This window comes from Candidatus Neomarinimicrobiota bacterium (genome assembly GCA_022567655.1).
GTDB lineage: Bacteria > Fidelibacterota > SORT01 > SORT01 > SORT01 > JADFGO01.
This window is the reverse complement of the sequence record JADFGO010000026.1, coordinates 1-21,975: the sequence shown is the minus strand read 5'-3', so window position 1 is coordinate 21,975 and position 21,975 is coordinate 1. Positions and strand designations below refer to the sequence as shown.

Genomic DNA, 21,975 nt, shown 5'->3' with positions numbered 1-21,975 from the left:
AATGACATTAGTTATTGTTATCCAAAAGCCGCAATTCTGATTAAATAAGAGAGCCTATTCTTTTAACGCAAATCAGGAAGTAGTTTTCTCCACCACACCAAGTATCTCTTCGCGTGAAAGAATCCTGTCGGAACTTTTAGCCAGATCGAAAACCGCATCCACGATATCATCACTCGGCTCAATACCCTCACTGTTGAGCCAATAAATCACGTTCGATTTTCCTGACATAGGACCGACGTCGATCACCTGATGCCGCCCGACCATTCCGGCCGGCACACCCGAATATATCCTGTCCGCCAACCATTTATCCCCCTTGATCTCGGCTTTGATTACCGCCGCGGCGTGAACCCCTGTGCCTGTTCTGAACGCGTCCTCCCCTACAACAGGGTAGTTTGGAGCAAGCGTGATCCCCGTATACTCGGATGTCTTCTGCACATATTCAGGTAGTCTTGTCAGGTCGTTATCAATGAGCCCCAACAACTTCAAATTAACGAGCAGCATGTCCATAGGCAGGTTGCCTACCCGCTCACCGATACCCATAGCGGTTCCATGGACTCTGTCCACACCAGCCTCGATTGCGGCAAGGGCGTTGGGCAAAGCTAATCCTCTATCCCGATGACCATGCCAGTCGATCTTTAGTTTCACACCTTTTTTATCGATAAATTCCTTCGTCCAGTTCACAAGGTTATGAACTCCCCTGGGAGTTGCGTGACCGCATGTATCGCAGAGGACGAGCCGTGTGGCACCGTTGTCGATCGCCGCATCGAACAGAGCAGAAAGGGTTTCAGGTTTTGCTCTGATAGTATCCTCGGTAACGAATGAAGTGGGAATGCCTTCCTTTACCGCATAACTAACCGCTTCGACCGTATGCTCCACCATCTGTTCTAATGTCCATTCCTCTGCATAAAGCCTGATAGGGCTGCTCCCGATAAAGGTGCAGCACTCGACCGGAATTCCTACTTTTTGAGACAGTTCAACAACCGGAGTAACGTCCGCAAGGAGTGTCCGCGCCGCGCAGTTCGGAGTTATCTTCATCTTGTTGTCAGCTATCTCCTGAATCAGCGCCTCTGCGTCATCTCTTGCCCGGGAACCTGCTCCGGGAAGCCCCACGTCCGCGCTGTGAATACCGATATCTTCCATAAGATGCAGGATCTCTTTCTTCTCTTCTATAGACGGGTCTTTGACTGACGGCGATTGCAGTCCATCCCTCAGCGTCTCGTCGTCGAACTCTATTTCAATAATTCCGGCAGGAGATCCGTTCCCTGCGGTGTTCCAGTCATATATAAGCTCGTTGATATCCAAATGAGTGCTCATACTAACTATCCTTATTTAATAACCTTTGAACTTCGCTTCTCTTTTTTCCAAGAAGGCGTTCATTCCCTCCTTCATATCTTCTGTTCCACACAGCAGCCCGAACCTGTCCGATTCTATGGCAAGCCCTTCATCAAGCGACATATTCATCCCCCTGTTAACCGCCTCTATCGACATCTTGATTGACATGGGCGCTTTGGTGAGAATCTCTTTCATCATCTCTTTAGCGGCATTGAGCGCTTCTCCTTCAGGTACTACTTTACTTACAATTCCCCAACTCAGTGCCTCTTCGGCACTTATAGATTTTCCTGTCAGAATAAGTTCTAATGCCCTTGAGGTGCCGATCAATCTCGGCAGCCGTTGTGAACCGCCGAAACCGGGCATTATTCCGAGGCCTACTTCGGGCAGTCCCATCATTGCATTTTCAGCCGCTATACGAATATGGCAGCCGAGGGCAAGTTCGAATCCACCTCCGAGCGCGTAGCCGTTTATCGCTGCTATGACAGGCTTCCCCATCAATTCGAAGAGCTGAAGCGTTTCCTGTCCTCTGATCGACGCTTCTCTCCCGCTTAGTGCGGTAGCCTGCACAAGTTCATTTATGTCTGCTCCCGCCACGAACGCTTTTTCTCCGGCGCCTGTAACGATCATCCCACCGACCGAGTCGTCATCCCGAACCGATAAAACCGCTTCATTCAGTTCGTGGAACGTTTCCCGATTCAGGGCGTTCAAAACCTCCGGACGGTCAATGGATATTATAGCGATTTTATCTTCTACTTCATATAATAAATTATTGTAGGACATATTATCTCCCGATTGTTACCTCTTTTTCCAGAAAGTTCTGCTGAAGAGGACTATCACGGTAAAGAGTTCAAGTCTTCCGAGAAGCATGCAGAAATTCAAAACAAGTTTACCCGCCGCCGGAAGATGACTGTAATTATCTGTAGGACCGACGCTTCCGAGCGCGGGACCTATGTTGCCGATAGCCGAAGCGGTTGCGGAGACTCCGCTGATGAGGTCCATTCCCAATCCGGTCATAATTATACTGACAACAACGAATATCGCTATATAGAAGAGGAAGAACCCGAGCACATTCTTAATGACGTCGTCGGATATTATCCTGTCGCCTAATTTGACAGGGTAAACGGCGGTCGGGTGCACGAGTTTTCTGATCTCGTACACTGCGTGTTTAAAGAGGATAACAACCCGTATGACTTTCATCGAACCGCCGGTCGAGCTGGCGCATCCCCCTATAAACATCAAAGCGACTATCAACATCTGACCCACAGGCAGCCATTGCTCAAAATCCGCCGTCACGTATCCCGTAGTTGTCACGATAGCGACGACCTGAAATACTGCTTTTCTCAGCGCAACATCGCCTGTCACAGTCTCGCTGAGCATGACTATAATTATAAACAGCGCTGAAAATGCCAACATTATACCGATATAAAATTTAAACTCCTTATCACGGGCATGTGCGGTCAATTCTCCGCGGAACATCCGGAAGTGAAGCGCGAAATTCGATCCGGCAAGCACCATGAAAAATATGATCACATAATCGAAATAGGCGCTGTTAAAATGCGCTATGCTTGCGTTTTTTGTTGAAAATCCCCCCGTCGCCATCGTGCCGAACGTATGACAGAGAGCATCAAACAGATTCATCCCGCCTACCATGAGCAGAGCTGTCTGGACCGCGCTGATGAGGATATAGGTAAACCAGAGAAGTTTTGCCGTCTCCCTGATACGAGGTGTGAACCTATCCTTGGTGGGTCCGGGCGCTTCGGCTTTATAAAGCTGCGCGGCGCCTATTCCCAACAGAGGAAGTATTGCAAGCGAAAAGACTATGATTCCCATCCCGCCGAGCCATTGAGTGAATGACCGCCAGAAGAGTATCCCGTGGGGAAGAGCCTCGATATCGATGAGTATAGACGCTCCGGTGGTTGTGAATCCCGACATAGATTCAAAAAAAGCATCAACGGGATCCGGTATCGAACCGGATAGAATGTACGGCAGCATACCGAATAAGGCGCTCGTAATCCAGCCGAATGTAACAACCGCAAAACCATCCCTTACACGTATATCCGAATCTCCCCGGGTAACGAGCCAGGTAAGAAATCCAACCCCCGATGTAATCGCCGCTGATAAGAGTATCGAAAAAGTATCTCCGTCGCCATAATATACCGCCATCGGAACCGACAGAAACATTGCGGCTCCGAGAAAGACCCATAGAGCGCCGAGAATGTTTATTATCTGCCTTATATGCACCGTATTTTTACTATGTATTTAAAGTGATGGTTTAACAGCATTAAGGGCTGAACAGCGCCTCAATATCCGGTATCGCATCTGCTCTCGTAAAGACCACGACCTTATCTCCCGGCACTATAATACTATCACCTGTGGGTATCGTCACCTCGTTTACGTGAATCTGCGCTCCGATGATCGTGCCTTCGGGAAAGTTGCAATCCTTAATCGGTTTTTGCGTCACTTTGCTTTCGAGTTGTGGTATAAGCTCTATGGCTTCTACGTCCGTTCCCTCGAGAGAGATAACGGAGACCACTTCACCCTTGCGGACGTACTTCAATATTGCGTCCACCGTCGCGACGCTCTTACTGACTACCGAATCTATCCCGATCTTATCCACAACCGGAATCAAATCTGTGCGGCTGACATGTACGATAGCCTTTTTTACTCCGAGGTCCTTTGCGAGTATGCCGGAGATAATGTTCTTTTCGTCGAATTGCGTGACCGATACCAGAGCGTCAACGTCCTCAATGCCTTCGCTTTCGAGAAGTTCGATATCAGTTCCGTCACCCTTTATGATAAGCGTGTTTTTCAGCATTTTTGCGGCGCGTTCCGTCTTCGACGCGCTCATTTCAATTAGTTTAACCGAAATTTTATCCTCGATCATTTGCGACAGACGCCTTCCGATCTTGCCGGCGCCGAGAACTATCACGTTTTTTATCCGCTGCTCCTTTTTCCCGGCAATGGAGAGCACCTCCGGTATGCTTTCGGACTTGGCGATAATGTACACATGGTCTTTCATCTCGAACGAATCGGAGCCGGTAGGAATCAGAGTATCCCCGTTCCTGTTGATGGCAACAGTCCGGTAGACGACGTCAGGATGATCGGACGCTATTTTTTCAAGCGTATTACCTATCATCGGGGAATCTTCGCCCAATTTTATGCCGACGAGCTGCACTCTTCCTCCCGAGAACTCGGCAACCTCATTCGCGGCTGACCGTCGAAGGAGATTCTTTATCTGTTTTGCCGCCTCTTCTTCCGGGTGTATCATCTTGTCAACCCCGAGCTGAGAAGGAGTGATAAGCGCACGAGGTTTGGAATATTCAGCATTGCGGACTCTTGCTATCTTCGTCTCGACTCCAAGCCTGTTGGCGAACATGCATGCCATGATATTGACTTCATCAACGCTTGTAACGGCTATAAGCAGATCGACCTTTTTAATGCCCGCTTCCGAGAGCGTTTGCGCGCTCCCTCCGTTTCCCTCGAGAACGAGAACGTCCAGATGCTCTCGGGCGCGCTGGCATTTTTCCGGGTCAGTGTCCAGCATAGTGATGTCATGGTTCTCTTCCGACAGCATTTTGGCAAGGTAAAATCCGACTTCTCCGGCACCGACTATTATGATATTCATTAATTATTCCCCATTTGGACTGATCTGTTTGAATGAACCGAGTTAAATATTTCGACTGCCCTGTTCGTATCCTCGCCGCTGACGTCAAGATGAAATACCGCTCTCAACCGCTGCGGAGCGGTAGCGAGGATCGCCACTCCGCTATCGTTTAATGCCTCCGTCCACTGGGCGCCTGTTCCCCTTGACCGGTCGACGTCTATCATCACTATGTTCGTCTGCACCCAGTCGAGGTCAACTCCGATGCCGTCCAGTTCAGAAATGCCTTCGGCAAACTTCCGGGCGTTATTGTGGTCGTCCGAGAGTCTTTCCACGTTGTTTTCAAGCGCATAGATCCCGGCTGCGGCTAATACGCCCGACTGCCGCATCCCGCCACCGTACGTCTTCCTGTATCGGTGCGCTTTATGTATGAATTCAGCAGAGCCGGCAATGACCGAACCTACCGGAGCGCCGAGACCCTTGGAGAGACAGATACTCGCGGAGTCGAAATGGGACGTCCATTCCGCGGCTTTTATTCCTGTGGCTGCGACTGCGTTCATCAGCCGCGCTCCGTCAAGGTGAATATTTATCTTCCGCTTCTTAGCCAGCGCCGAGATTTCCTTTATATCATCTAACGGGAATATCGTTCCGCCTGCCCTGTTATGCGTGTTTTCAAGCGTAATGAGCGCGGTTTGCGCAAAGTGGGAGTTATCTGGTCTGATATTTTCTTCTATCTGTTCGGCGGTGAGAGAGCCTTTATTTCCATCGAGAGTCCGCAGCATAACACCGGATAGGAGCGCCGGACCACCCGCTTCATAGTTGAACAGATGACAACCGCTTTCACAGATCACTTCGTTACCGGGTTGAGTGTGCGCATTGATAGATATCTGATTCGCCATGGTTCCGCTGGGAACGAAGAGCGCCGCCTCTTTTCCAAGCAGGTCGGCAACATAATCCTGAAGACGGTTGACAGTTGGGTCTTCTCCAAAGACGTCGTCCCCGACCTCCGCATTCGCCATCGCCTCCCTCATCTCCGTGGAGGGTTTCGTGACCGTGTCGCTCCTTATGTCAATCATTATGAGCTTATCATCTCCGAAGGATATAAATTTTGCATCGGGAATACTTAAATGCAACAGTTAAGGGATTTATCGTCGAAAATAATTAATCATATAACTCAGAAAAACACCTGATATTTAACGTAGGGGAGGGTTTATTAACCCTCCCGTTCTGGTGGGCGGGTCACAGACCCGACCCTACACTATACATGCTGAGGCGTCAGGATGAATCCTGACTCGCACTTGCTGTCATCACGAGGAACCCGGCGGCTGCCGGTGGACGAAGCGATCTCTTTTTATACACACCCCGTCTTCCGGCTCAGCCGGAATCCACCCCTCTTATTAGAGGGGAATTAAAGGAATTGTCTTTAATAGGAACCACCCCTTGTGTTCCCCTCCTTCAAAAGGAGGGGAATGCTGTGGCCGTCAGGACTTGTCCTGACGCCTCGCGTTTTAACTTTATGCGGTCAGGATGAATCCTGACTCGCACTTAATTTTATCTCATCTTCAATGGGATTTATAAATTGAGGCTATCTAATAGTTCTATGTCTGTCTATCCAATATCCCCACGGGACGAGGAGCCATAATAATAAAGCCGATGCGGCAAGGACATTCACATTAGGTGGTGGAGGACCAAATGCCGAACTTAACCATGCCGATAAAAGGAATACGATCAGTCCCCAAAATAACCAATTCCCGGTTTGATCTTTCGGCTTTGTCAACTTGATATATGTATAAATCCCAAACGCAAATAGAGTGAGTTCCACAACAAATGTTCCCGGAACGGAGTTCCATAATCCGAAACCATATTTCGCACCTCCGGGATAAATCGGCAAGTCAGGCTTATGCATCAATAAATCAAGAATCCAGTGACTCACCACTCCAATTCCTAAAATAATCGAGGAGCGTTTAACTTTCTTCACCATATAATATATAAACGCAAGAATACCGCCCCATATAATTCCTCCCAAGAGGCTGTGCGTAATGGGATAGTTTATCATGTTCAGTGGCGTAAACGCAGTATTCCCAGGCTCTATCTTTACATGTTCCAAGCCGGCCAGCAAAAAAATAGGCCAGAGCAAGTCCACAAGTTGAACCGAAAGGAAGAGTGTGCCGAGCGAGAGTTGAGGTGAATATTTCTTACCCAACATCGCAATTGCGTAGTGTCCTATAAACATTTAGCGCTCCCTGGTCAATGTACATATCCGGCACATCGTGTATTGCTCAACTGCTGTATCCCTTATGTTTCTAAACATCCGGGCCCTTTTCCCGGCTGATGTCCGCCCCGATCCCCTGCAGTTTTTTTTCGATATTATCATACCCTCTATCGATGTGATATATCCTGTGCAGGTCGGTCCGACCTTCAGCCATAAGTCCCGCAATTATCAGACTCGCGCTCGCCCTGATATCAGTCGACATCACCGGAGCGCCCTTGAGATTTTTCACGCCCCTAACCAAAGCTGAATTACCTTTAAGAGTAACGTCAACGCCCAGCCTTACCAGCTCAGCTACGTGCGTGAAGCGGTCCTTGTAAATAGTGTCCGTAACGACGCTCTTCCCGCTTGCGGTGCTCATAAGCGCAATCCACTGCGCCTGCATATCGGTTGGATATCCGGGATAAACCTCGGTGTTAACGTCTGTCGCCTTGAGTCTGCCTTCCGAACTCACACTTATCTTTTTTCCGTCTATATCAACATTCGCACCCGATTCTTTCAGCTTATCTATGATCGCTTTCAGATGCTCCGGTTCCGCCCCGTCAACCGTTACGTCTCCCCCTACCGCCGCAGCGGCGACCAAATACGTTCCCGCTTCGATGCGGTCGGAAATAACGTCCATATTAACAGCCTGAAGCCGGTCTACCCCCTTTATGCGAAGCATGTCCGTTCCCCTGCCGGTGATGTCCGCTCCCATCCGGTTCAAAAAATCGGTAAGGCAGACTATTTCCGGTTCCATTGCGGCGTTTTCGATCACGGTTTCTCCATCCGCAGTAGCCGCCGCCATCAGCAGATTTCCGGTGGCGCCGACGCTCGAAACAGCGAGTTTGATGGTCGCTCCTTTCAACCTGTCGGCTTTCGTATTGATATATCCATCATCGAGAGTGACTTTCGCACCCAACGCTTCCATCCCTTTCAGATGAAGGTCTACCGGACGTGGTCCCCACGCACACCCTCCGGGCAGGCTGATCCTCGCCCTCCCGAACCGCGCCGTGAGAGGTCCGAGGACATAGAAAGAAGCGCGCATCGTTTTGACCAGCTCGTAAGGCGCTTCGGGATTGTTTGCTCCCGATGCGTCGATTTCCATTACGCCGTTCTCGAAAACCACTTCCGCTCCTATAATCGACAGCAATTTAGCCATCGTGCGTGTGTCGCGAAGGTCCGGCACGTTCCTGATAACGCTTTTTCCTTCAGCGAGCAACGCCGCCGCCATAACGGGAAGCACAGCATTCTTAGCTCCGCTGACCCGGATAGTGCCGTTCAGTTCATTCCCGCCGTTGATTACGAATTTATCCATTTGGTTTCCCTGTCAATTCAACATCTCTTCCGCCTGCCTGCGCGCGCTTTCGGTGATCTCGCTTCCCGCAAGGAGCGAAGCCACCGCCTCCTTTCTTTCGGACGGATTCAGCTCTTTCACGGTCGAGAGCGTTCTATTTCCAACAATCTCTTTTTCAACGAGAAAATGGTGATCCGCTTTGCCGGCGATTTGCGGTAGGTGGGTGATGCAGATGACCTGATGGAATTTGGAGATTTCCTTCAATCTCCTCCCGACCGCTTCCGCTATCTTGCCGGAAATTCCTATGTCTATCTCATCAAATACAAGCACCGGAATCCCACCCCTGTCGGCAAGAATAGCCTTGATGGCAAGCATTATCCGCGAAATCTCCCCGCCCGATGCCACCTGAGCAAGCGGCTTCAGATCTTCACCCGGATTCGTCGAGATGTAGAACTCAACTCTGTCCAGACCATCTTCGGTGACAAAATATCGCTTACCCTTTTGGCTTACCCATCCGTCCGGACTCTCCGCCCGTTCAAACCGAACCTCGAATTCCGGCTTCTCGATGCCGAGTCCTTTCATAGATTTTATAACATCCTCCGACAGCCGCAGCGAAGCCGTCCGTCTTTTTTCCGAGAGACCGAGCGCTTGCGAGGCTAATTCCTTCCTGAGTGTTTCCGATCTCTTTTCGGCTTCCGTTATAGACTCTTCCACGTTCTCGAAGGAATCAAACTCTTTCAGGGTCGCCTCGTACTCATTCAGCATGGCGGATTCGCTCCCGCCGTATTTCCGGGCAAGTGAAAGCAACAGCGAGTGCCTTTCTCTGAGTTGTTCGAGGTGCGCAGGATCGAGCTCTACTTTTTCCGAGTAGCTGGAGAGAAATCCCGCGAGTTCGCGCAGAGTGATCGATGCCCCTGATAACTCATCGGCCTGCTCGCTCAATTTTGCGTCGATGCCCGACAATTCCTCCATCTCCGACCGGATCGATTCAAGTTGCTCGTAGAGCGAACTCTCCCGCTCATACAGCCTGTCTGCGATCTCACGGCTCTTGTTTGCCAGCTTTTCGCCGTTCTCGAGGAGCGTGATCTCCCTTTCGATCGTATCGGTCTCACCTTCTTTCGGGTCCGCCTCCGAGAGCTCCTTCATCCTGAATTCGAGGAGTTCCCTTTTCTCTTCGGCGATTCTTTTTTTCTCGTTAAGCAAGTCAAGGCGGTCGTTTGCCGCTTTCGTTTCTAAGAATTTCGACTTAACACTTTCTCTAAGTTCATTCAGTTTACCGCGTAAATCGACAAAATCGACATGCCGGTTCGGGTCAAGCAGCGATTGGTGTTCGTGCTGTCCGTGCAGGTCTATGATCTTCATAGAAAATTTCCTGATAGCTGATGCGGTGGTGGTCTCGCCGTTATTCGAGAAGCGGGATTTTCCCTTCTGGTCGATCTCCCTGACTAATTTGAACGAAGAGTTTGCTCCTTTTAATTCAAACTCCGCCTCTATGCGTGCCCGGTCAGCTCCTTTCCGTACGGCATCAGCTCCTGTTCTTTTTCCGAGAAGCGCGCTTAAGGCGGAGATCAGCATCGACTTACCGGCGCCTGTTTCTCCTGTAATGACGTTCAGTCCGATTCCGGGATTGAAGTCCACCTCCTTCAGCAGTCTGAAGTCGGTTATTTTAAGCCGCTTGATCATTCAAATTATCCCTGTAAATATATTTATCATAGATAAACGCCAGCGTCACGATCGCAAGTGTTACGCCTGAAAGGTCGGCGATCACGTCAAGCCAGCTGGAAATCCTTCCCGGGATCAAACCCTGATAGAGCTCATCTAATATCGGAACTATCATCCCGATCCTCAGCGTGTACGGTATCCATTTCATCCGGTGGCGTCTTTTAACAGAATAGATATGCGCAAAACCAACGAGAAGAGCAAATACGAAATATTCTATAACATGAAACAGTTTGTCAATCGTGAACAACTCGTCGCGCGGCAAATAACTTGCAGGGATGCTCGAAAGAAGGAGTATCAACCCTCCATAGGCGTAACTCCAGATTCTGAAATTTATCTTTTCTAACTTCATGCTAATTTTTTGAACATAGCCGGGAAATATCTGATGATATCCGACGCTTTCATCGGTCTTTGACCCAATTCGGCAGCAGCGGCATCTCCCGCCAATCCGTGCATATAAACTCCCGACAGGGCAGCGTCTTTCGGAGTCAGCCCCTGAGCGATAAGTGATGCTATCATTCCGGTGAGAACGTCGCCCGAGCCCGCCGTTGCCATTCCCGGGTTGCCTGTAGGATTGATGTAAATCATGCCGTCGGGATCGGCGGTAACCGTAGGCGCTCCTTTGAGGACGAGATTTATTCCGTATTTGACCGCCGTCTCGCGCGCTAAGGAAACGGGATTTTTTTTGACCATATCTATCGGGAATTCAAACGCCTCTGCAAATTCGGCATGATGAGGGGTTAACACGGCGGAGGCGCCGAGATGCGCAATCAGCGATTTACGCTCTTTGAAAACCGAGAGGGCATCTGCATCGATGACCATAGGTATCCGTGTGCTTTCGGCGACTTTCACGACAAACTCAGCCGTCTGCGGGTCGTTCCCGAGCCCCGGTCCGATCAGAATAGAATCCGCCCATTCGTAATGTTCCATCAAACCGGAACTCGACAAAGGGGTGAAAAATCCGTTATCTCCGTCGTCAACCGGCAGCGTCATCTCTTCGGTGAGCTTCACCTCGAAAATATCGTTGAGACTCGCCGGAACGGCGGTTTTAACGAGCCCGCATCCCGTGGAAAGCGCCGCCCTGCTCGACAGGACTATCGCTCCGGTCATTCCCTTTGAACCGCCGATCGCAAGGACTTTGCCCGCGCGTTGTTTGTAAGTATTTAAATCCAATTCCGGAATCAATCCCGCAATATCCTTTTGCTCCGGTATATAAGAATCCACCCTGCCCTCTTCCAAAGCGCTGGCGGGAAATCCTATTTGAGCAACAAGAACTCTTCCGCAGAGCTCCCTTCCCGGACTGAAATACATCCCTAACTTCGGTATCCCCATCGTTACCGTAACGTCCGCTTTTACGGCAAATTCGCCGACGCTTCCATCGTCACTGTTAACTCCCGTGGGCATATCCACGGCAACGATCTTGTTCGGATAAGAAGAAAGACCCTCCACGATAGGTTTGACCGGGTCACGCAGTTCACCGGACGTTCCTGTTCCGAGGATGGCGTCCACCACTAAATCATATCGGGACAGATCGAGCGCCGCTGCCTTTGTTACAAAATTGAGTGTCTCAGCCTGAGTCTTCTGGAGTATTTTCAGATTGGCGAGCGCTTCTCCCTTCACGGATTTAGCGCTGCCGATGAGGTAAACGTCATTCTCGATTCCATTTGCCGTGAGGTGTCTCGCCGCCGCTAAGCCGTCCCCGCCGTTGTTTCCCTTCCCGCAAACGAGGGCGACCTTCGGCTTTTCTACGCCGGTTAACAGCTCCATAACCGCCTCCGCTACTTTTAGTCCCGCAGCTTCCATCAGGGCGGTAATTGTAACTCTGAGTGAATCTATAGAGTACTTTTCGATGACCAGCATCTGCTCTGAACTGACTACAGGAATCAATTCGGATCAGCTGTTTAGCAGGGCAACCGCAACCGCGGAGTCACCCGAATGGGAGATGCTGAGAGAGATTTTCGACCGATCGAATAGTTTGGCTGCCTCCCCGTGTAATATCACTTTCGGCGCTCCGTTGTTATCCGATACGATCTCCACATCGCGCCAGTGCAGGAAGACCTCTTTTGAGGATTTGAGCGTTTTCGCCACCGCCTCCTTTGCGGCGAAACGGGCGGCGAAGTGCTGCTCGGGGAATGCCCTCGACTCACAGAATTCGATCTCGGACGGCAGGAACACTTTCTTCTTAAAACGCTCTCCCCAGCGGCTAAGAGCCGAACTGATCCGGTCGATCTCGGTTATATCGATTCCGACTACCGTCAACGGCTGTTTTCCTTATCGATTATGCCCAGAATGTCATCGAAGTCGTCTATTTCATAATCAGCGCCGGAGTCAACCGTATCGAAAGTATCTCCGTATCTCGCGAAAACAGTCTTCATACCGACTGCCGACGCACCCGCAACATCCCTCTCCGGCCAGTCTCCGATCATAAGAGCCTCCTCAGCCGTGACATCCAGCCGCCTGAGTATTTCCCTGAACGGCTCCGGATCCGGTTTCAGTTTGCCTGTGTCGGTCAAGGTTACTACCTCATCGAACACGTTGTGCAAATTCAGATAACACAACCTGAGCCACGCTTCCCGGCTCGGCGCATCGGACACAACTCCCAATTTTAAACCTCTTTTGGCGAGCTTGAAAAGCGTGGATATCACCTGAGGATAGGGCAACAACGATGCCTCTTTAGCTCTGCGGTAGCCGACTATGCCCGCAGCAAGGAACTTATAATCAAGGACACCGTCGTTCAGTTCGATAATGAAATCGTCGAACACCTGCTGATATTCCCACCCTTTTTCTTCGTATATCTGCATTATTCTCTTATGCGCCGATTCCTTATCAAATCGAAGCCCCGCTTCTGCCATACCCGCTAATCCTGCATCAACGGCGTTTTCTTTGAGCCGAACGAAATCGATAATCGTGTTGTCAAGGTCTAATATTAAGGCACGTATCATCTATCCTGACCGAATTAATTAATATCTACAGGACTTGAAAATAACTCTAACCCTTAGATTTTTCAAGGGGAAAGATGAATCGATAAGTGTTTTGAGCAATTTGAAGGAGCTATAATGAATTTGATTCAAACTGATTCTTCGCTTGGAGTAAGTTTTCTAATAATTCCTTATTCCCTAGTTTTGTCATGGCAACATACACATGAGACAAGAAGCTGCGAAACATGGGATTCCAAAAATCTTTCCTATAGTCATCTATTTTAGGGGTACCCAGCATTCCCCGGGTATGGAATTTTGGCGGATCGCCGAAGTAGCTATCCATTATCTGGGGCGAAGCACCGTGAACAAAACCAGAATAAAACTTGCTTATAGTCTTTCCCAATTCTATTCCACGACTGTAATCTCCAACTTCATCACTGAGTTCCATTACTTTACTTTCAGCTTTTGCGATGTAAGCTCTAATTTTTTTTCGAGGAATCATTTTCCGCTTTTGCTCAGATTTAATTGGATCAGTAGGATGTTCAAATTCTTCTTTCCAAAATTCTATAAGATATCGCTGGTGCAAAGGAGAGATATCAGCGCTTATAGTAGCATGAGTTAAAAAAAGAATATCTTCGTTAGTTTCATCAATTATCCTATGTAATATCGCCTGTTCCTGAACATAGCCGTTTTCAAGAAGTACATAAGCAGCTCTTACTGAACTTTGCACACGTGCTAATTTTTGAATTATTGCCTGATAAATATCCTCTTCTACAAAACGATAGGCCCAGCCGATATGTGTTGCGACTAGCTTTGGCTTATTCTCTAACGCCATTTCAAATTCACGAAATGCGACTTCCATTAAATTTAGCATTCTATTGAAATCTTGATTCAAAATGGGAGACCCAAGAATACTTTAAAGATCATTCAATATTATAAACACATTATCAATTTATCCGAAATCACACCGACTGACAAGCTTATTTCTTAGATTAAATATAACATAATTGTGCTATCGAACACTCCCTTGACCATCTTCGATGCCGTCGATTAAGAAGACGATTTCATAGAGCAGTAGATTTCGCATTCTGAGGGAGCCGGTGCAGTTACCCCCAACCGCGGGCTTGATTATTGTTGGGGTTGAAGGTAACTTAGTTCGATTTAACGCAACAATGATTACTCTCACTCGTAAAAATATATGAAGGCGTCAGAAAAGAACGATTACGAACTTATTGATGAGGCTATGAATGGAAACGAAAGCGCATACGGCATCATCATGGATAGATACCGGGGATCTTTACATGGGATTATCTTTAAGATGGTCCATAATCATGAGGAGACTCAGGATCTGGTTCAGGAAGCGTTTATCAAAGCGTATAACGCCCTTGATTCATTCAATAAAAAGTACTCGTTCAGCACCTGGCTTTTCAAAATCGCCACCAACAACTGTATCGATCACCTCAGGAAGCGGAAGCTCCAGACCTCATCGATCGACGCGCCTATTCAGACCAAGGACGGCAGTGTTACTCAGGAATTACCCGACAACTCTTATAATCCCGAAATGGACGCTATCCGAAACGAGATGATAGAATCCATTAATCAGGTGATCGGCTCTTTACCGGATAAATACAGGGAAGTCATCGAGTTGAGGCACAAACAGGACAGGAGTTACGAAGAGATAGCGAACGAATTGGAAATTCCGATCGGAACCGTAAAGGCACGCATATTCCGCGCCCGCGAGATACTGAAAAAATCCATTACAAAAATGAAAATTAGATGAAGAAATTAACATTCGCCATTGCCGTGATGACAGCTGTCGTATTGTTGCCCTACGTCTCCAATGCCATGTACCTTCAAAGAATAGGCAGTTTTTCCCGAGAGGTAAAACTTGGCGACCAGAAGAGTTTAAAAGTAAAGTTAGTATTAGAAGGCGGTAAAGTCTGGCTTACCAAAGCAGCCTTTGAAGTATTCTTCTCAGTCGGAGTTCGATACAATCGTGAAGAGATGAGACCCGTATATGAATACAACGAGGATGAAAAGGAGTCGTCCCTTTACTTCAGAATTGTCTCCAAAGATGACGAGGATGACGGCTTTGACATCGATATAGAATTTGAAAACACTGATTACATATTAGGGATGTCATCTCGAAAAAAGACTTCGTGGGACCTGAAATTCACGGATAAGGTACCGATAAGTCTTGATATCACAGCCGGAGCAACAAAATCTAATTTAGACTTGAGCGGAATGATGATAAGCGATCTCGACATAGAAACAGGCGCAAGCAGGACGTTCGTCAATTTCGATGAGCCTAATCCGATAAGAATGGATGAATTCAATCTGACTCTCGGGGTTGCGAAATTCAAGGGCAGTCACTTGCTTAACGCAAATTTCGATGAAATGAACGTTGAAAGCGGTATCGGAAAAATTACGCTCGATCTGACAGGCGAATTGGATCACAGGGCGTACGTAAATATCGAACTCGGGTTAAGCTCGACGACGATCATACTCCCGCTGAACGTCGGCGTCAAGATTTACACAGACTTGTCACCCTTTACGTCGTTTGATGCCGGCGATCTGATCGAGGTCGATGATGATGAGTATGAGAGCGAAAATTGGGGGGATACCGAGGGGGAGCTGATCATAGATATTGAGGCTGCCATAGGTTTTGTCGATTTGGTGTTCGAAGACAGGTAACTTTAAATCACTGATTATAACACACCCCGTCTTCCGGCGAGCCGGAAGCCACCCCTCTTTTTTTAGAGGGGAATTTTATCACATCTTTGATGTGATATGTGGCGTAGTCATCGAGTGATAGCCCGCCAGACATCAGTCGGGCTGGCGAGATGCCTGCGTACCAGCCTCGGCAGCATAACGCAGTTACATCAATTGCTCTAAAATTGATTCTATCCGAATATCAAACGCCAAGTGCGAGTCAGGATTTATCCTGACAGCCACAAAATAATAAAAGCGCGCGGGTTAGGGCTTGCCTGTCCCGCCAACAGCGGTGGCCCTGACCGCGCGTTAGTTACACACCCCAGCCTTTTCCTATAAGATTCTTAGCGGAACGGCTACCCCTCTCAAGGGGGGAATCCATAATCTCCTCGCTGAGGGAAACTGTCTCGGAGAAGGCGAAAAATTACCAGATTGGGGTAGAAATAAAAACAGAAACGGCGACTCGAAAGCCGCCGCCTCATTCTTCACCTAACGTCCTAATTTTTATTCGAGATTGTATTTATCTTTGTTGACGATAAGATCGATGTTGTAAACGGCAACCTCTCTCCACCTGCTGTCCTTTTTGGCTTTTTCGAACGAGTTGATCGCTTCCGCTTCCTGATCGAGACATTTGAATGAGAGACCGAGTTCTACCCACCCGCCGCCGTTGGTTGACTTTAATTTAGTGGAGGTCAATGCCGCATCATTTGCCTCCTGACAATTGCCGAGCTGATTATTGGCTTCAGCGAGATGAAAGAATGCTCTTGAATCGCGTTTGTTCAGCGATGTGGCTTTCAGCTGCAAGTCCACCGCCTTGCTCCAGTTTCCCTTCTTCGAGTAAGCGATTCCCTGGTCCCTGTAAGCCCTTGCCAGTTTCGGATCGGATTCTATCGCTTTTTGAGTAACCTCAACTACGCGGTCATAATTTTTTCTGTTGAGTTCAATCACGCCTATGTTCGCCCATGCTTTTGCCAAAGTCGGTTCGAGCGAGGCAGCCGTTTCGAAATCCTGAACTGCCTTATCGTAATTTCTATTTGTAAGGTGCGCGTTTCCTCTTGCGTAATATGCCCTTGCCATTGTGGGGCTGGCGTTTATCGCCATACTCAACAGGGTTATCGACTCATTGGTATTTCTCTTAGTGCCGGCTATAATCCCTTTCATATAATAGGCTCCAGCATAACCCGGATCGAATTTCAGCACCGTATCGTATTTCTCTAACGCCTTAGCATAGTTCCCTTTTCTATACTCGAGATTCCCTTCGTTATAGTTGAGACCGATAATATTAGAAAGTTCTTTCGCGTATTTTTCGTTTTCGGGGTCAAGCTCTATCGAACGTCTGATATTCACCGCTGCCCTGTCATAATCATTTTTTCTAACGTTTATTTTCGCCATTAAAAAGTATGCCGGAGCGAACTGAGAGTCCATGGAGAGCAAATTCGCCAGCGAATCGTTGGCGGCGGGAAAATCCGAATCTGTAAAAGCCCTGTTCGCGCCTACCATGAGATTATTGATTATCCTCTGGCTCCTTTCTTCCTCTGTTTCTTCCGCGCTCTGCGCATAGAGAACCCGGTCAAGGCTTAACAGCAATAGAGTAATGCTAATTATAAGAGAGAGATTTTTCATTAACGATTATCCTATATTTTCAGTTCATTTCATTATCAAACAATCGAGATTGCCGCGGTCATCCGTCAGCTGACGGACTCCCTCGCAATGACGTACCAAGCAAGCTTATGTCATCGCGAGGAGCGGAACGACGAAGCGATCTCTCAGCCATGACTTTTCAACGTGCCGAAGGCGGGATTCGAACCCGCACACCCAAAAGAGCACTGCCCCCTCAAGACAGCGTGTCTACCAGTTCCACCACTTCGGCAAAAACCGGTCAATTGCCGGGGTTTTCTTGGTTTAATGCCGGAAATGATGCGGGCGCCGGTAACGCTGCACCCTGTCCCGCCGCCTGTTCCTCAGCCGCTTTCTGAATCAGGCTGGCATTCTGACTTCCGGGTTTGGTTGTAAATCCGATCAGTATAGCGATGATCATAAATGAGACAACCAGACTCGTGGTCAACTTTTGAAGGAAGCTCGCCGCTCCCCTCCCACCGAACACCGCGCTTGTTCCTGCTCCTCCGAACGCACCTGCAAGTCCACCCCCCTTGCTCGATTGCATTAAGATGGTTATCACGAGCGTCAGACTGATAAAAATATGTATTACAACTAAAAACGCATACAAAGTGTCTTTACTCCTTACTTAGTTCCTCAGCAATTTTTGTTATGCCGATGAATGAATCGGCATCAAGGCTTGCGCCTCCGATCAACGCCCCATCGACGTCAGGACATTCTAACAATTCTCTTGCATTCGGCAAAGATACACTGCCGCCGTACAAAATCAAAATATTTTTTGCGGATTCGTCTCCGAATGTTTCCCCGAGCAATTCTCTTATAAACAGGTGCATCTCTTCCGCCTGCCCGGCAGAGGCGGTCATTCCTGTGCCGATCGCCCAAACCGGCTCATAAGCGATGGTGATATTATCAACGTCAGCTGCGGAAACCGAATCAAGAGAAGCTTTCACCTGATTTTTCACAACGTCCAATTGAGTTCCCTTTTCCCTCTGAGTCACGTCTTCCCCCACGCATACGATCGTTTTCAGTCCTTCATTCAATGCTCTCGTCAATTTTTTAGAGACGTCGTCGTCGCTCTCGCCGAGGATCGCCCTCCGCTCTGAATGACCGAGTATTACCCATCCGGCACCGGAAGATCTGATCATTTTCGCTGATACTTCACCGGTATAGGCGCCATCTTCCTCATAAAAGCAATTCTGCGCCGAAAGTTGCAAATCAGAATCCTTGATAGCGTCCGCTACAGCGGCGAGCGAGATGAACGAAGGGCTTATCAGCACGTCCACTCCCGTCAGGCTCCGAACTCCCCTCTCTACGGCTTTTGCGTGTTCGACCGATTCTGAAAGATTCAGGTTCATCTTCCAATTCCCCGCTATCAGTAATCTGCGTCCCATTATGCTTTCTTCCTCAGCGCTTCGATTCCGGGCAGCGACTTTCCCGAGAGTAATTCAAGAGAAGCTCCGCCGCCCGTGGAAATATGGGTTACCCCATCCGATAAACCTAATTGGTTCAACGCGGCTGCGGTATCTCCCCCTCCCACTATCGTTGTCGCGCCGGACTTCGTTAACTCAGCCAGCTTCTTTCCGATGGAAACAGTACCGTTAGACCAGTGCGGCACCTCGAAGACGCCCATCGGTCCGTTCCAGACTACCGTTTTAATTCCATCGAGAACATGGTCGAATTCCGCCACCGTCATAGGCCCTATATCAACCGCTATCTCGTCATCAGCTAATTCATTGATAAAACAGACCTCACCCACTTCCATCGACTCTATGTCTTTAACAGCTACACAATCCGAAGGCAGGTATAAATCAATACCCTTGTTTTTAAGCATGTCCATAATGTTCTTACACCTTTCGAGCATCGAATCGTCATGAAGTGATTTGCCTATCGGGAGACCGTTCGCCTTCAAAAATGTATATGCCATCCCTCCGCCTATCAGGAACTTATCAGCCAAACTCGAGAGGTTTTCTATCACCGGAATCTTATCGCTGACCTTTGCTCCTCCGAGTATGACAGCCATAGGCCCTTCGGGATTGCGCATGAGCTCTGAGAGATACTTCAGTTCGTTCTGCATGAGGTAACCCGCCGCCGCAGGCTGGAGAAAGTCGGCTACGCCGACGGTAGATGCGTGTGCGCGGTGCGCGGCGCCGAACGCATCGTTAACGTAGATATCGCCGTTCACAGCCAGCGACTGCGCAAAATCGGAGTCGTTATCTGTTTCTCCGGGATGAAATCGTAGATTTTCAAGAAGGAGCAGTTCACCCGGTTTTAATGACAAAGAAGCGGACAACGCTTCGCTGCCGACACAATCAGGAACGAATTTCACTTCGCTGTCCAGCATTTTGGATAAAGAATCGGCAACCGGTTTCAGGCTTAGTTCCGGAACAGGTTTCCCTCCGGGTCTTCCCAGATGACTCATCAAGATCAGACTGCCGGACTCCTTTATCACCTTCTCGATGCTCGGGAGCACGGAACGGATTCGAAAGTCATCCTCTACAGCGCCATCGGAAGAGATCGGCACGTTAAAATCCACGCGCATTAAAATGCGCTTATCAGAAAGTTCTAATTCATCAAGAGAAAGAATCGTCAAACTCAGTTAAAAAAAGTTTTTGCGAGTTCGTACATTTCGGGTGGTACCAACTTCAGTTCGCTTGTCGCTTCGGACAGCGGCACAGGCAATATTTCATTCCCCTTAAGCGCCGTCATCTTGCCGAAGTTACCGTCGTTTATGTAGTCGGCAGCCGCTAAACCGAAGCGTGTTGCAAGCAATCTGTCGTATGCTGTTGGGGATCCGCCCCTCTGGATATGCCCCAGCACGATACTCCTGACCTCTTCACCGGTCTGCTTACCGATTTCGTTACCCACATATTCGCCGATTCCGCCGAGCCGCACATGCCCGAACTCATCTAACGAGCTGTCCTTTTTAACGACATCGTCACCGCCATTTATGGATGCGCCTTCAGATACAACTACAATATGAAATTCCTTGCCCGCCTGTTTATGGCTGTTGATTATATCCACCACTTCACTCATGCTCATTGGAAATTCAGGTATCATAATGCAATCTGCTCCGCCCGCAATGCCGGAATGAAGCGCAATCCATCCCGAGTACCTTCCCATCACTTCCAATACCATAGTCCTGTGATGCGATTCTGCGGTCGTTGTGAGCCGGTCAATGGCGTCAACGGCTATCGAGACAGCCGTATCAAAACCAAATGTCAGGTCGGTGGCGGACAGGTCATTGTCTATGGTCTTCGGTATGCCGACGCAATTGATTCCGTCTTCCGCTAATCGTGTGGCGACCGAAAGAGTGTCGTCTCCGCCTATAGCGACAATCGCATCCAACTTGAACCGTTCAAGATTTTCGTTCACCTTGACCAACTGCTCTTCATCTTTATATGGGTTAACACGTGATGTGCCGAGTATCGTACCGCCTTTTGAGACTATCCCGCCGACGTCCCGGGCGGTCAACTGAAAAACGTCCCCCTCGACAAGACCCTTCCAACCGTTTCGAATTCCGAATACTTCATGCCTATAACCATCTATCGATTTCTTTACTAATCCTCTGATCGCCGCATTCAATCCCGGACAATCTCCGCCTCCCGTCAAAATCCCGATGCGCATAGTTTTTAATCCTTGTTTTTAAAGCCTTTCATTTTATTTAAGGTAACAGAGGAGGGATATTAAGTAAATGATCAAGAATATGCAAGGCGTATATTTTAACTTACTTAGTAATGGTTACGCGACCCCTACAACAAAATACTTATACACCCGGAGCGCTCCGGATTCAGTTCTAACGTAGGGGACGCAGATCTGCGTCCCCTACAGCAGCTAATACGGGAGGGTTTGAAACCCTCCCCTACACGTCCCAACGAAGATGAGATAAGATTATGTGCGGGTTATCCGGCCAGTCCGGCGCCTGACGGGCAGCTGCCGGATGCACTCCAGTAGACAGAATACCACTAAGTGTGTGGCGTAGCCATCGGGCGTAAGCCAGATGTCTGCGTTCTATCCACAAGAAAACGCAGGCACCCTTGGTGACTGCGCCACAACAAACACCGTCATTGCGAGAAGTCCTTTTGTTCCGGAACGACAAAGCAATCTCTTAGACGGACATGCGGTATTCTCAGATAAATGAGATTGCTTCACCCCGATAAATCGGGGTTCGCAATAACGATATTCGTGCGGGTCATCCGGCCAGTCCGGCGCCTGACGGGCAGCTGCCGGAGTGCTCCGGATTCAGTTCTAACGTAGGGGACGCAGATCTGCGTCCCCTACAGCAGTCGAGCCGTGACCTCTACTAATGATAGGCATGAGTCGGTCCAGCTGATCATATTAAATTTTGGTGCAATTCACTATTGCGCAATTATCGGATTTGGAATATATTCCGGCGAGAGAACTCAAATGACAGTCATACTCGTACTCGTTTACATCGCACTAACAAGATTAGTGATGTGGATTTTCGACGGGACAATTTTCAGCTGGACTACAAGGATAATCTTCATAGTTGCCGTCAACGCGGCGGCGACCT

At 48.8% G+C, this 21,975-nt stretch carries 20 protein-coding genes and 1 tRNA gene; 2 read left to right on the top strand and 19 right to left on the bottom strand.

Annotation, left to right across the window (positions count from 1 at the left end):
- Positions 1 to 72 precede the first annotated feature (72 nt).
- The 13 genes from IID12_04380 to IID12_04320 all read right to left on the bottom strand — a co-directional run bounded on the left by IID12_04380 (position 73) and on the right by IID12_04320 (position 13,977).
- A complete protein-coding gene (locus tag IID12_04380) occupies positions 73 to 1,314 on the bottom strand; it encodes a 2-isopropylmalate synthase (GenBank protein MCH8288327.1) in 1,242 nt (413 codons plus the stop codon).
- A 15-nt stretch (positions 1,315 to 1,329) separates the two neighbouring features.
- Entirely contained in the window at positions 1,330 to 2,112 is a 783-nt protein-coding gene (locus IID12_04375; GenBank protein MCH8288326.1) for an enoyl-CoA hydratase/isomerase family protein, read from the bottom strand.
- 15 nt (positions 2,113 to 2,127) lie between these two features.
- On the bottom strand, positions 2,128 to 3,513 hold the full coding sequence (locus tag IID12_04370) for a TrkH family potassium uptake protein (GenBank protein ID MCH8288325.1): 1,386 nt from the start codon (positions 3,511 to 3,513) through the stop codon (positions 2,128 to 2,130).
- Positions 3,514 to 3,613: 100 nt separating this feature from the next.
- Positions 3,614 to 4,957 carry a Trk system potassium transporter TrkA gene (trkA, locus tag IID12_04365; protein MCH8288324.1) on the bottom strand — a complete coding sequence of 448 codons (1,344 nt, stop codon included), beginning with the start codon at positions 4,955 to 4,957 and terminating at the stop codon, positions 3,614 to 3,616.
- Entirely contained in the window at positions 4,957 to 6,009 is a 1,053-nt protein-coding gene (ltaE, locus tag IID12_04360; protein ID MCH8288323.1) for a low-specificity L-threonine aldolase, read from the bottom strand. Before ltaE ends, trkA begins: the two co-directional genes overlap by 1 nt.
- A gap of 509 nt (positions 6,010 to 6,518) precedes the next feature.
- On the bottom strand, positions 6,519 to 7,166 hold the full coding sequence (locus IID12_04355) for a hypothetical protein (GenBank protein MCH8288322.1): 648 nt from the start codon (positions 7,164 to 7,166) through the stop codon (positions 6,519 to 6,521).
- Positions 7,167 to 7,236: 70 nt separating this feature from the next.
- Positions 7,237 to 8,499 carry a UDP-N-acetylglucosamine 1-carboxyvinyltransferase gene (gene murA, locus IID12_04350; protein MCH8288321.1) on the bottom strand — a complete coding sequence of 421 codons (1,263 nt, stop codon included), beginning with the start codon at positions 8,497 to 8,499 and terminating at the stop codon, positions 7,237 to 7,239.
- Positions 8,500 to 8,511: 12 nt separating this feature from the next.
- Complete coding sequence (gene recN, locus IID12_04345) at positions 8,512 to 10,161, bottom strand: DNA repair protein RecN (protein ID MCH8288320.1); 1,650 nt, start codon at positions 10,159 to 10,161, stop codon at positions 8,512 to 8,514.
- Entirely contained in the window at positions 10,145 to 10,549 is a 405-nt protein-coding gene (gene vanZ, locus IID12_04340) for a VanZ family protein (GenBank protein MCH8288319.1), read from the bottom strand. Before vanZ ends, recN begins: the two co-directional genes overlap by 17 nt.
- Positions 10,546 to 12,084 carry an NAD(P)H-hydrate dehydratase gene (locus IID12_04335; protein MCH8288318.1) on the bottom strand — a complete coding sequence of 513 codons (1,539 nt, stop codon included), beginning with the start codon at positions 12,082 to 12,084 and terminating at the stop codon, positions 10,546 to 10,548. The genes vanZ and IID12_04335 overlap by 4 nt, the downstream gene beginning before the upstream one ends.
- Before the next feature lie 6 nt (positions 12,085 to 12,090).
- Positions 12,091 to 12,456, bottom strand: a complete 366-nt coding sequence (acpS, locus tag IID12_04330) for a holo-ACP synthase (protein MCH8288317.1) — start codon at positions 12,454 to 12,456, stop codon at positions 12,091 to 12,093.
- A complete protein-coding gene (locus IID12_04325) occupies positions 12,453 to 13,139 on the bottom strand; it encodes an HAD-IA family hydrolase (GenBank protein MCH8288316.1) in 687 nt (228 codons plus the stop codon). The genes acpS and IID12_04325 overlap by 4 nt, the downstream gene beginning before the upstream one ends.
- Positions 13,140 to 13,248: 109 nt before the next feature.
- A complete protein-coding gene (locus IID12_04320) occupies positions 13,249 to 13,977 on the bottom strand; it encodes a hypothetical protein (GenBank protein MCH8288315.1) in 729 nt (242 codons plus the stop codon).
- A 336-nt stretch (positions 13,978 to 14,313) separates the two neighbouring features.
- Here IID12_04320 and IID12_04315 point away from each other — a divergent pair, with 336 nt between their 5' ends.
- Positions 14,314 to 14,895: a sigma-70 family RNA polymerase sigma factor gene (locus IID12_04315; protein ID MCH8288314.1), complete on the top strand. Its 582-nt coding sequence runs from the start codon at positions 14,314 to 14,316 to the stop codon at positions 14,893 to 14,895.
- The gene (locus IID12_04310; protein MCH8288313.1) at positions 14,892 to 15,809 is read left to right on the top strand and encodes a hypothetical protein; all 918 of its coding nucleotides are present in this window, start codon (positions 14,892 to 14,894) and stop codon (positions 15,807 to 15,809) included. Before IID12_04315 ends, IID12_04310 begins: the two co-directional genes overlap by 4 nt.
- A gap of 522 nt (positions 15,810 to 16,331) precedes the next feature.
- Here IID12_04310 and IID12_04305 read toward each other — a convergent pair.
- The 6 genes from IID12_04305 to IID12_04280 form a co-directional block, all read right to left on the bottom strand.
- Positions 16,332 to 17,450, bottom strand: coding sequence for a tetratricopeptide repeat protein (locus IID12_04305; protein ID MCH8288312.1), 1,119 nt, complete (start codon positions 17,448 to 17,450; stop codon positions 16,332 to 16,334).
- A gap of 163 nt (positions 17,451 to 17,613) precedes the next feature.
- Positions 17,614 to 17,697: transfer RNA gene (locus IID12_04300), tRNA-Leu, on the bottom strand.
- Positions 17,698 to 17,706: 9 nt separating this feature from the next.
- A complete protein-coding gene (secG, locus tag IID12_04295; GenBank protein ID MCH8288311.1) occupies positions 17,707 to 18,054 on the bottom strand; it encodes a preprotein translocase subunit SecG in 348 nt (115 codons plus the stop codon).
- A gap of 7 nt (positions 18,055 to 18,061) precedes the next feature.
- On the bottom strand, positions 18,062 to 18,835 hold the full coding sequence (locus IID12_04290; GenBank protein MCH8288310.1) for a triose-phosphate isomerase: 774 nt from the start codon (positions 18,833 to 18,835) through the stop codon (positions 18,062 to 18,064).
- Complete coding sequence (locus IID12_04285) at positions 18,835 to 20,034, bottom strand: phosphoglycerate kinase (GenBank protein ID MCH8288309.1); 1,200 nt, start codon at positions 20,032 to 20,034, stop codon at positions 18,835 to 18,837. Before IID12_04285 ends, IID12_04290 begins: the two co-directional genes overlap by 1 nt.
- A 2-nt stretch (positions 20,035 to 20,036) precedes the next feature.
- Positions 20,037 to 21,068, bottom strand: a complete 1,032-nt coding sequence (locus tag IID12_04280) for a 6-phosphofructokinase (GenBank protein ID MCH8288308.1) — start codon at positions 21,066 to 21,068, stop codon at positions 20,037 to 20,039.
- Positions 21,069 to 21,975 lie beyond the last annotated feature (907 nt).

Coding starts and splice junctions, on each gene's coding strand:
- IID12_04310 (MCH8288313.1), top strand. CDS start 14,892: ATGAAGAAATTAACATTCGCCATTGCCGTGATGACAGCTGTCGTATTG.
- recN (MCH8288320.1), bottom strand. CDS start 10,161: ATGATCAAGCGGCTTAAAATAACCGACTTCAGACTGCTGAAGGAGGTG.
- IID12_04315 (MCH8288314.1), top strand. CDS start 14,314: ATGAAGGCGTCAGAAAAGAACGATTACGAACTTATTGATGAGGCTATG.
- IID12_04290 (MCH8288310.1), bottom strand. CDS start 18,835: ATGGGACGCAGATTACTGATAGCGGGGAATTGGAAGATGAACCTGAAT.
- IID12_04325 (MCH8288316.1), bottom strand. CDS start 13,139: ATGATACGTGCCTTAATATTAGACCTTGACAACACGATTATCGATTTC.
- ltaE (MCH8288323.1), bottom strand. CDS start 6,009: ATGATTGACATAAGGAGCGACACGGTCACGAAACCCTCCACGGAGATG.
- IID12_04375 (MCH8288326.1), bottom strand. CDS start 2,112: ATGTCCTACAATAATTTATTATATGAAGTAGAAGATAAAATCGCTATA.
- IID12_04320 (MCH8288315.1), bottom strand. CDS start 13,977: ATGGAAGTCGCATTTCGTGAATTTGAAATGGCGTTAGAGAATAAGCCA.
- vanZ (MCH8288319.1), bottom strand. CDS start 10,549: ATGAAGTTAGAAAAGATAAATTTCAGAATCTGGAGTTACGCCTATGGA.
- IID12_04380 (MCH8288327.1), bottom strand. CDS start 1,314: ATGAGCACTCATTTGGATATCAACGAGCTTATATATGACTGGAACACC.
- IID12_04370 (MCH8288325.1), bottom strand. CDS start 3,513: ATGTTTCTGTCGGTTCCGATGGCGGTATATTATGGCGACGGAGATACT.
- IID12_04280 (MCH8288308.1), bottom strand. CDS start 21,068: ATGCGCATCGGGATTTTGACGGGAGGCGGAGATTGTCCGGGATTGAAT.
- trkA (MCH8288324.1), bottom strand. CDS start 4,957: ATGAATATCATAATAGTCGGTGCCGGAGAAGTCGGATTTTACCTTGCC.
- murA (MCH8288321.1), bottom strand. CDS start 8,499: ATGGATAAATTCGTAATCAACGGCGGGAATGAACTGAACGGCACTATC.
- IID12_04355 (MCH8288322.1), bottom strand. CDS start 7,166: ATGTTTATAGGACACTACGCAATTGCGATGTTGGGTAAGAAATATTCA.
- IID12_04305 (MCH8288312.1), bottom strand. CDS start 17,450: ATGAAAAATCTCTCTCTTATAATTAGCATTACTCTATTGCTGTTAAGC.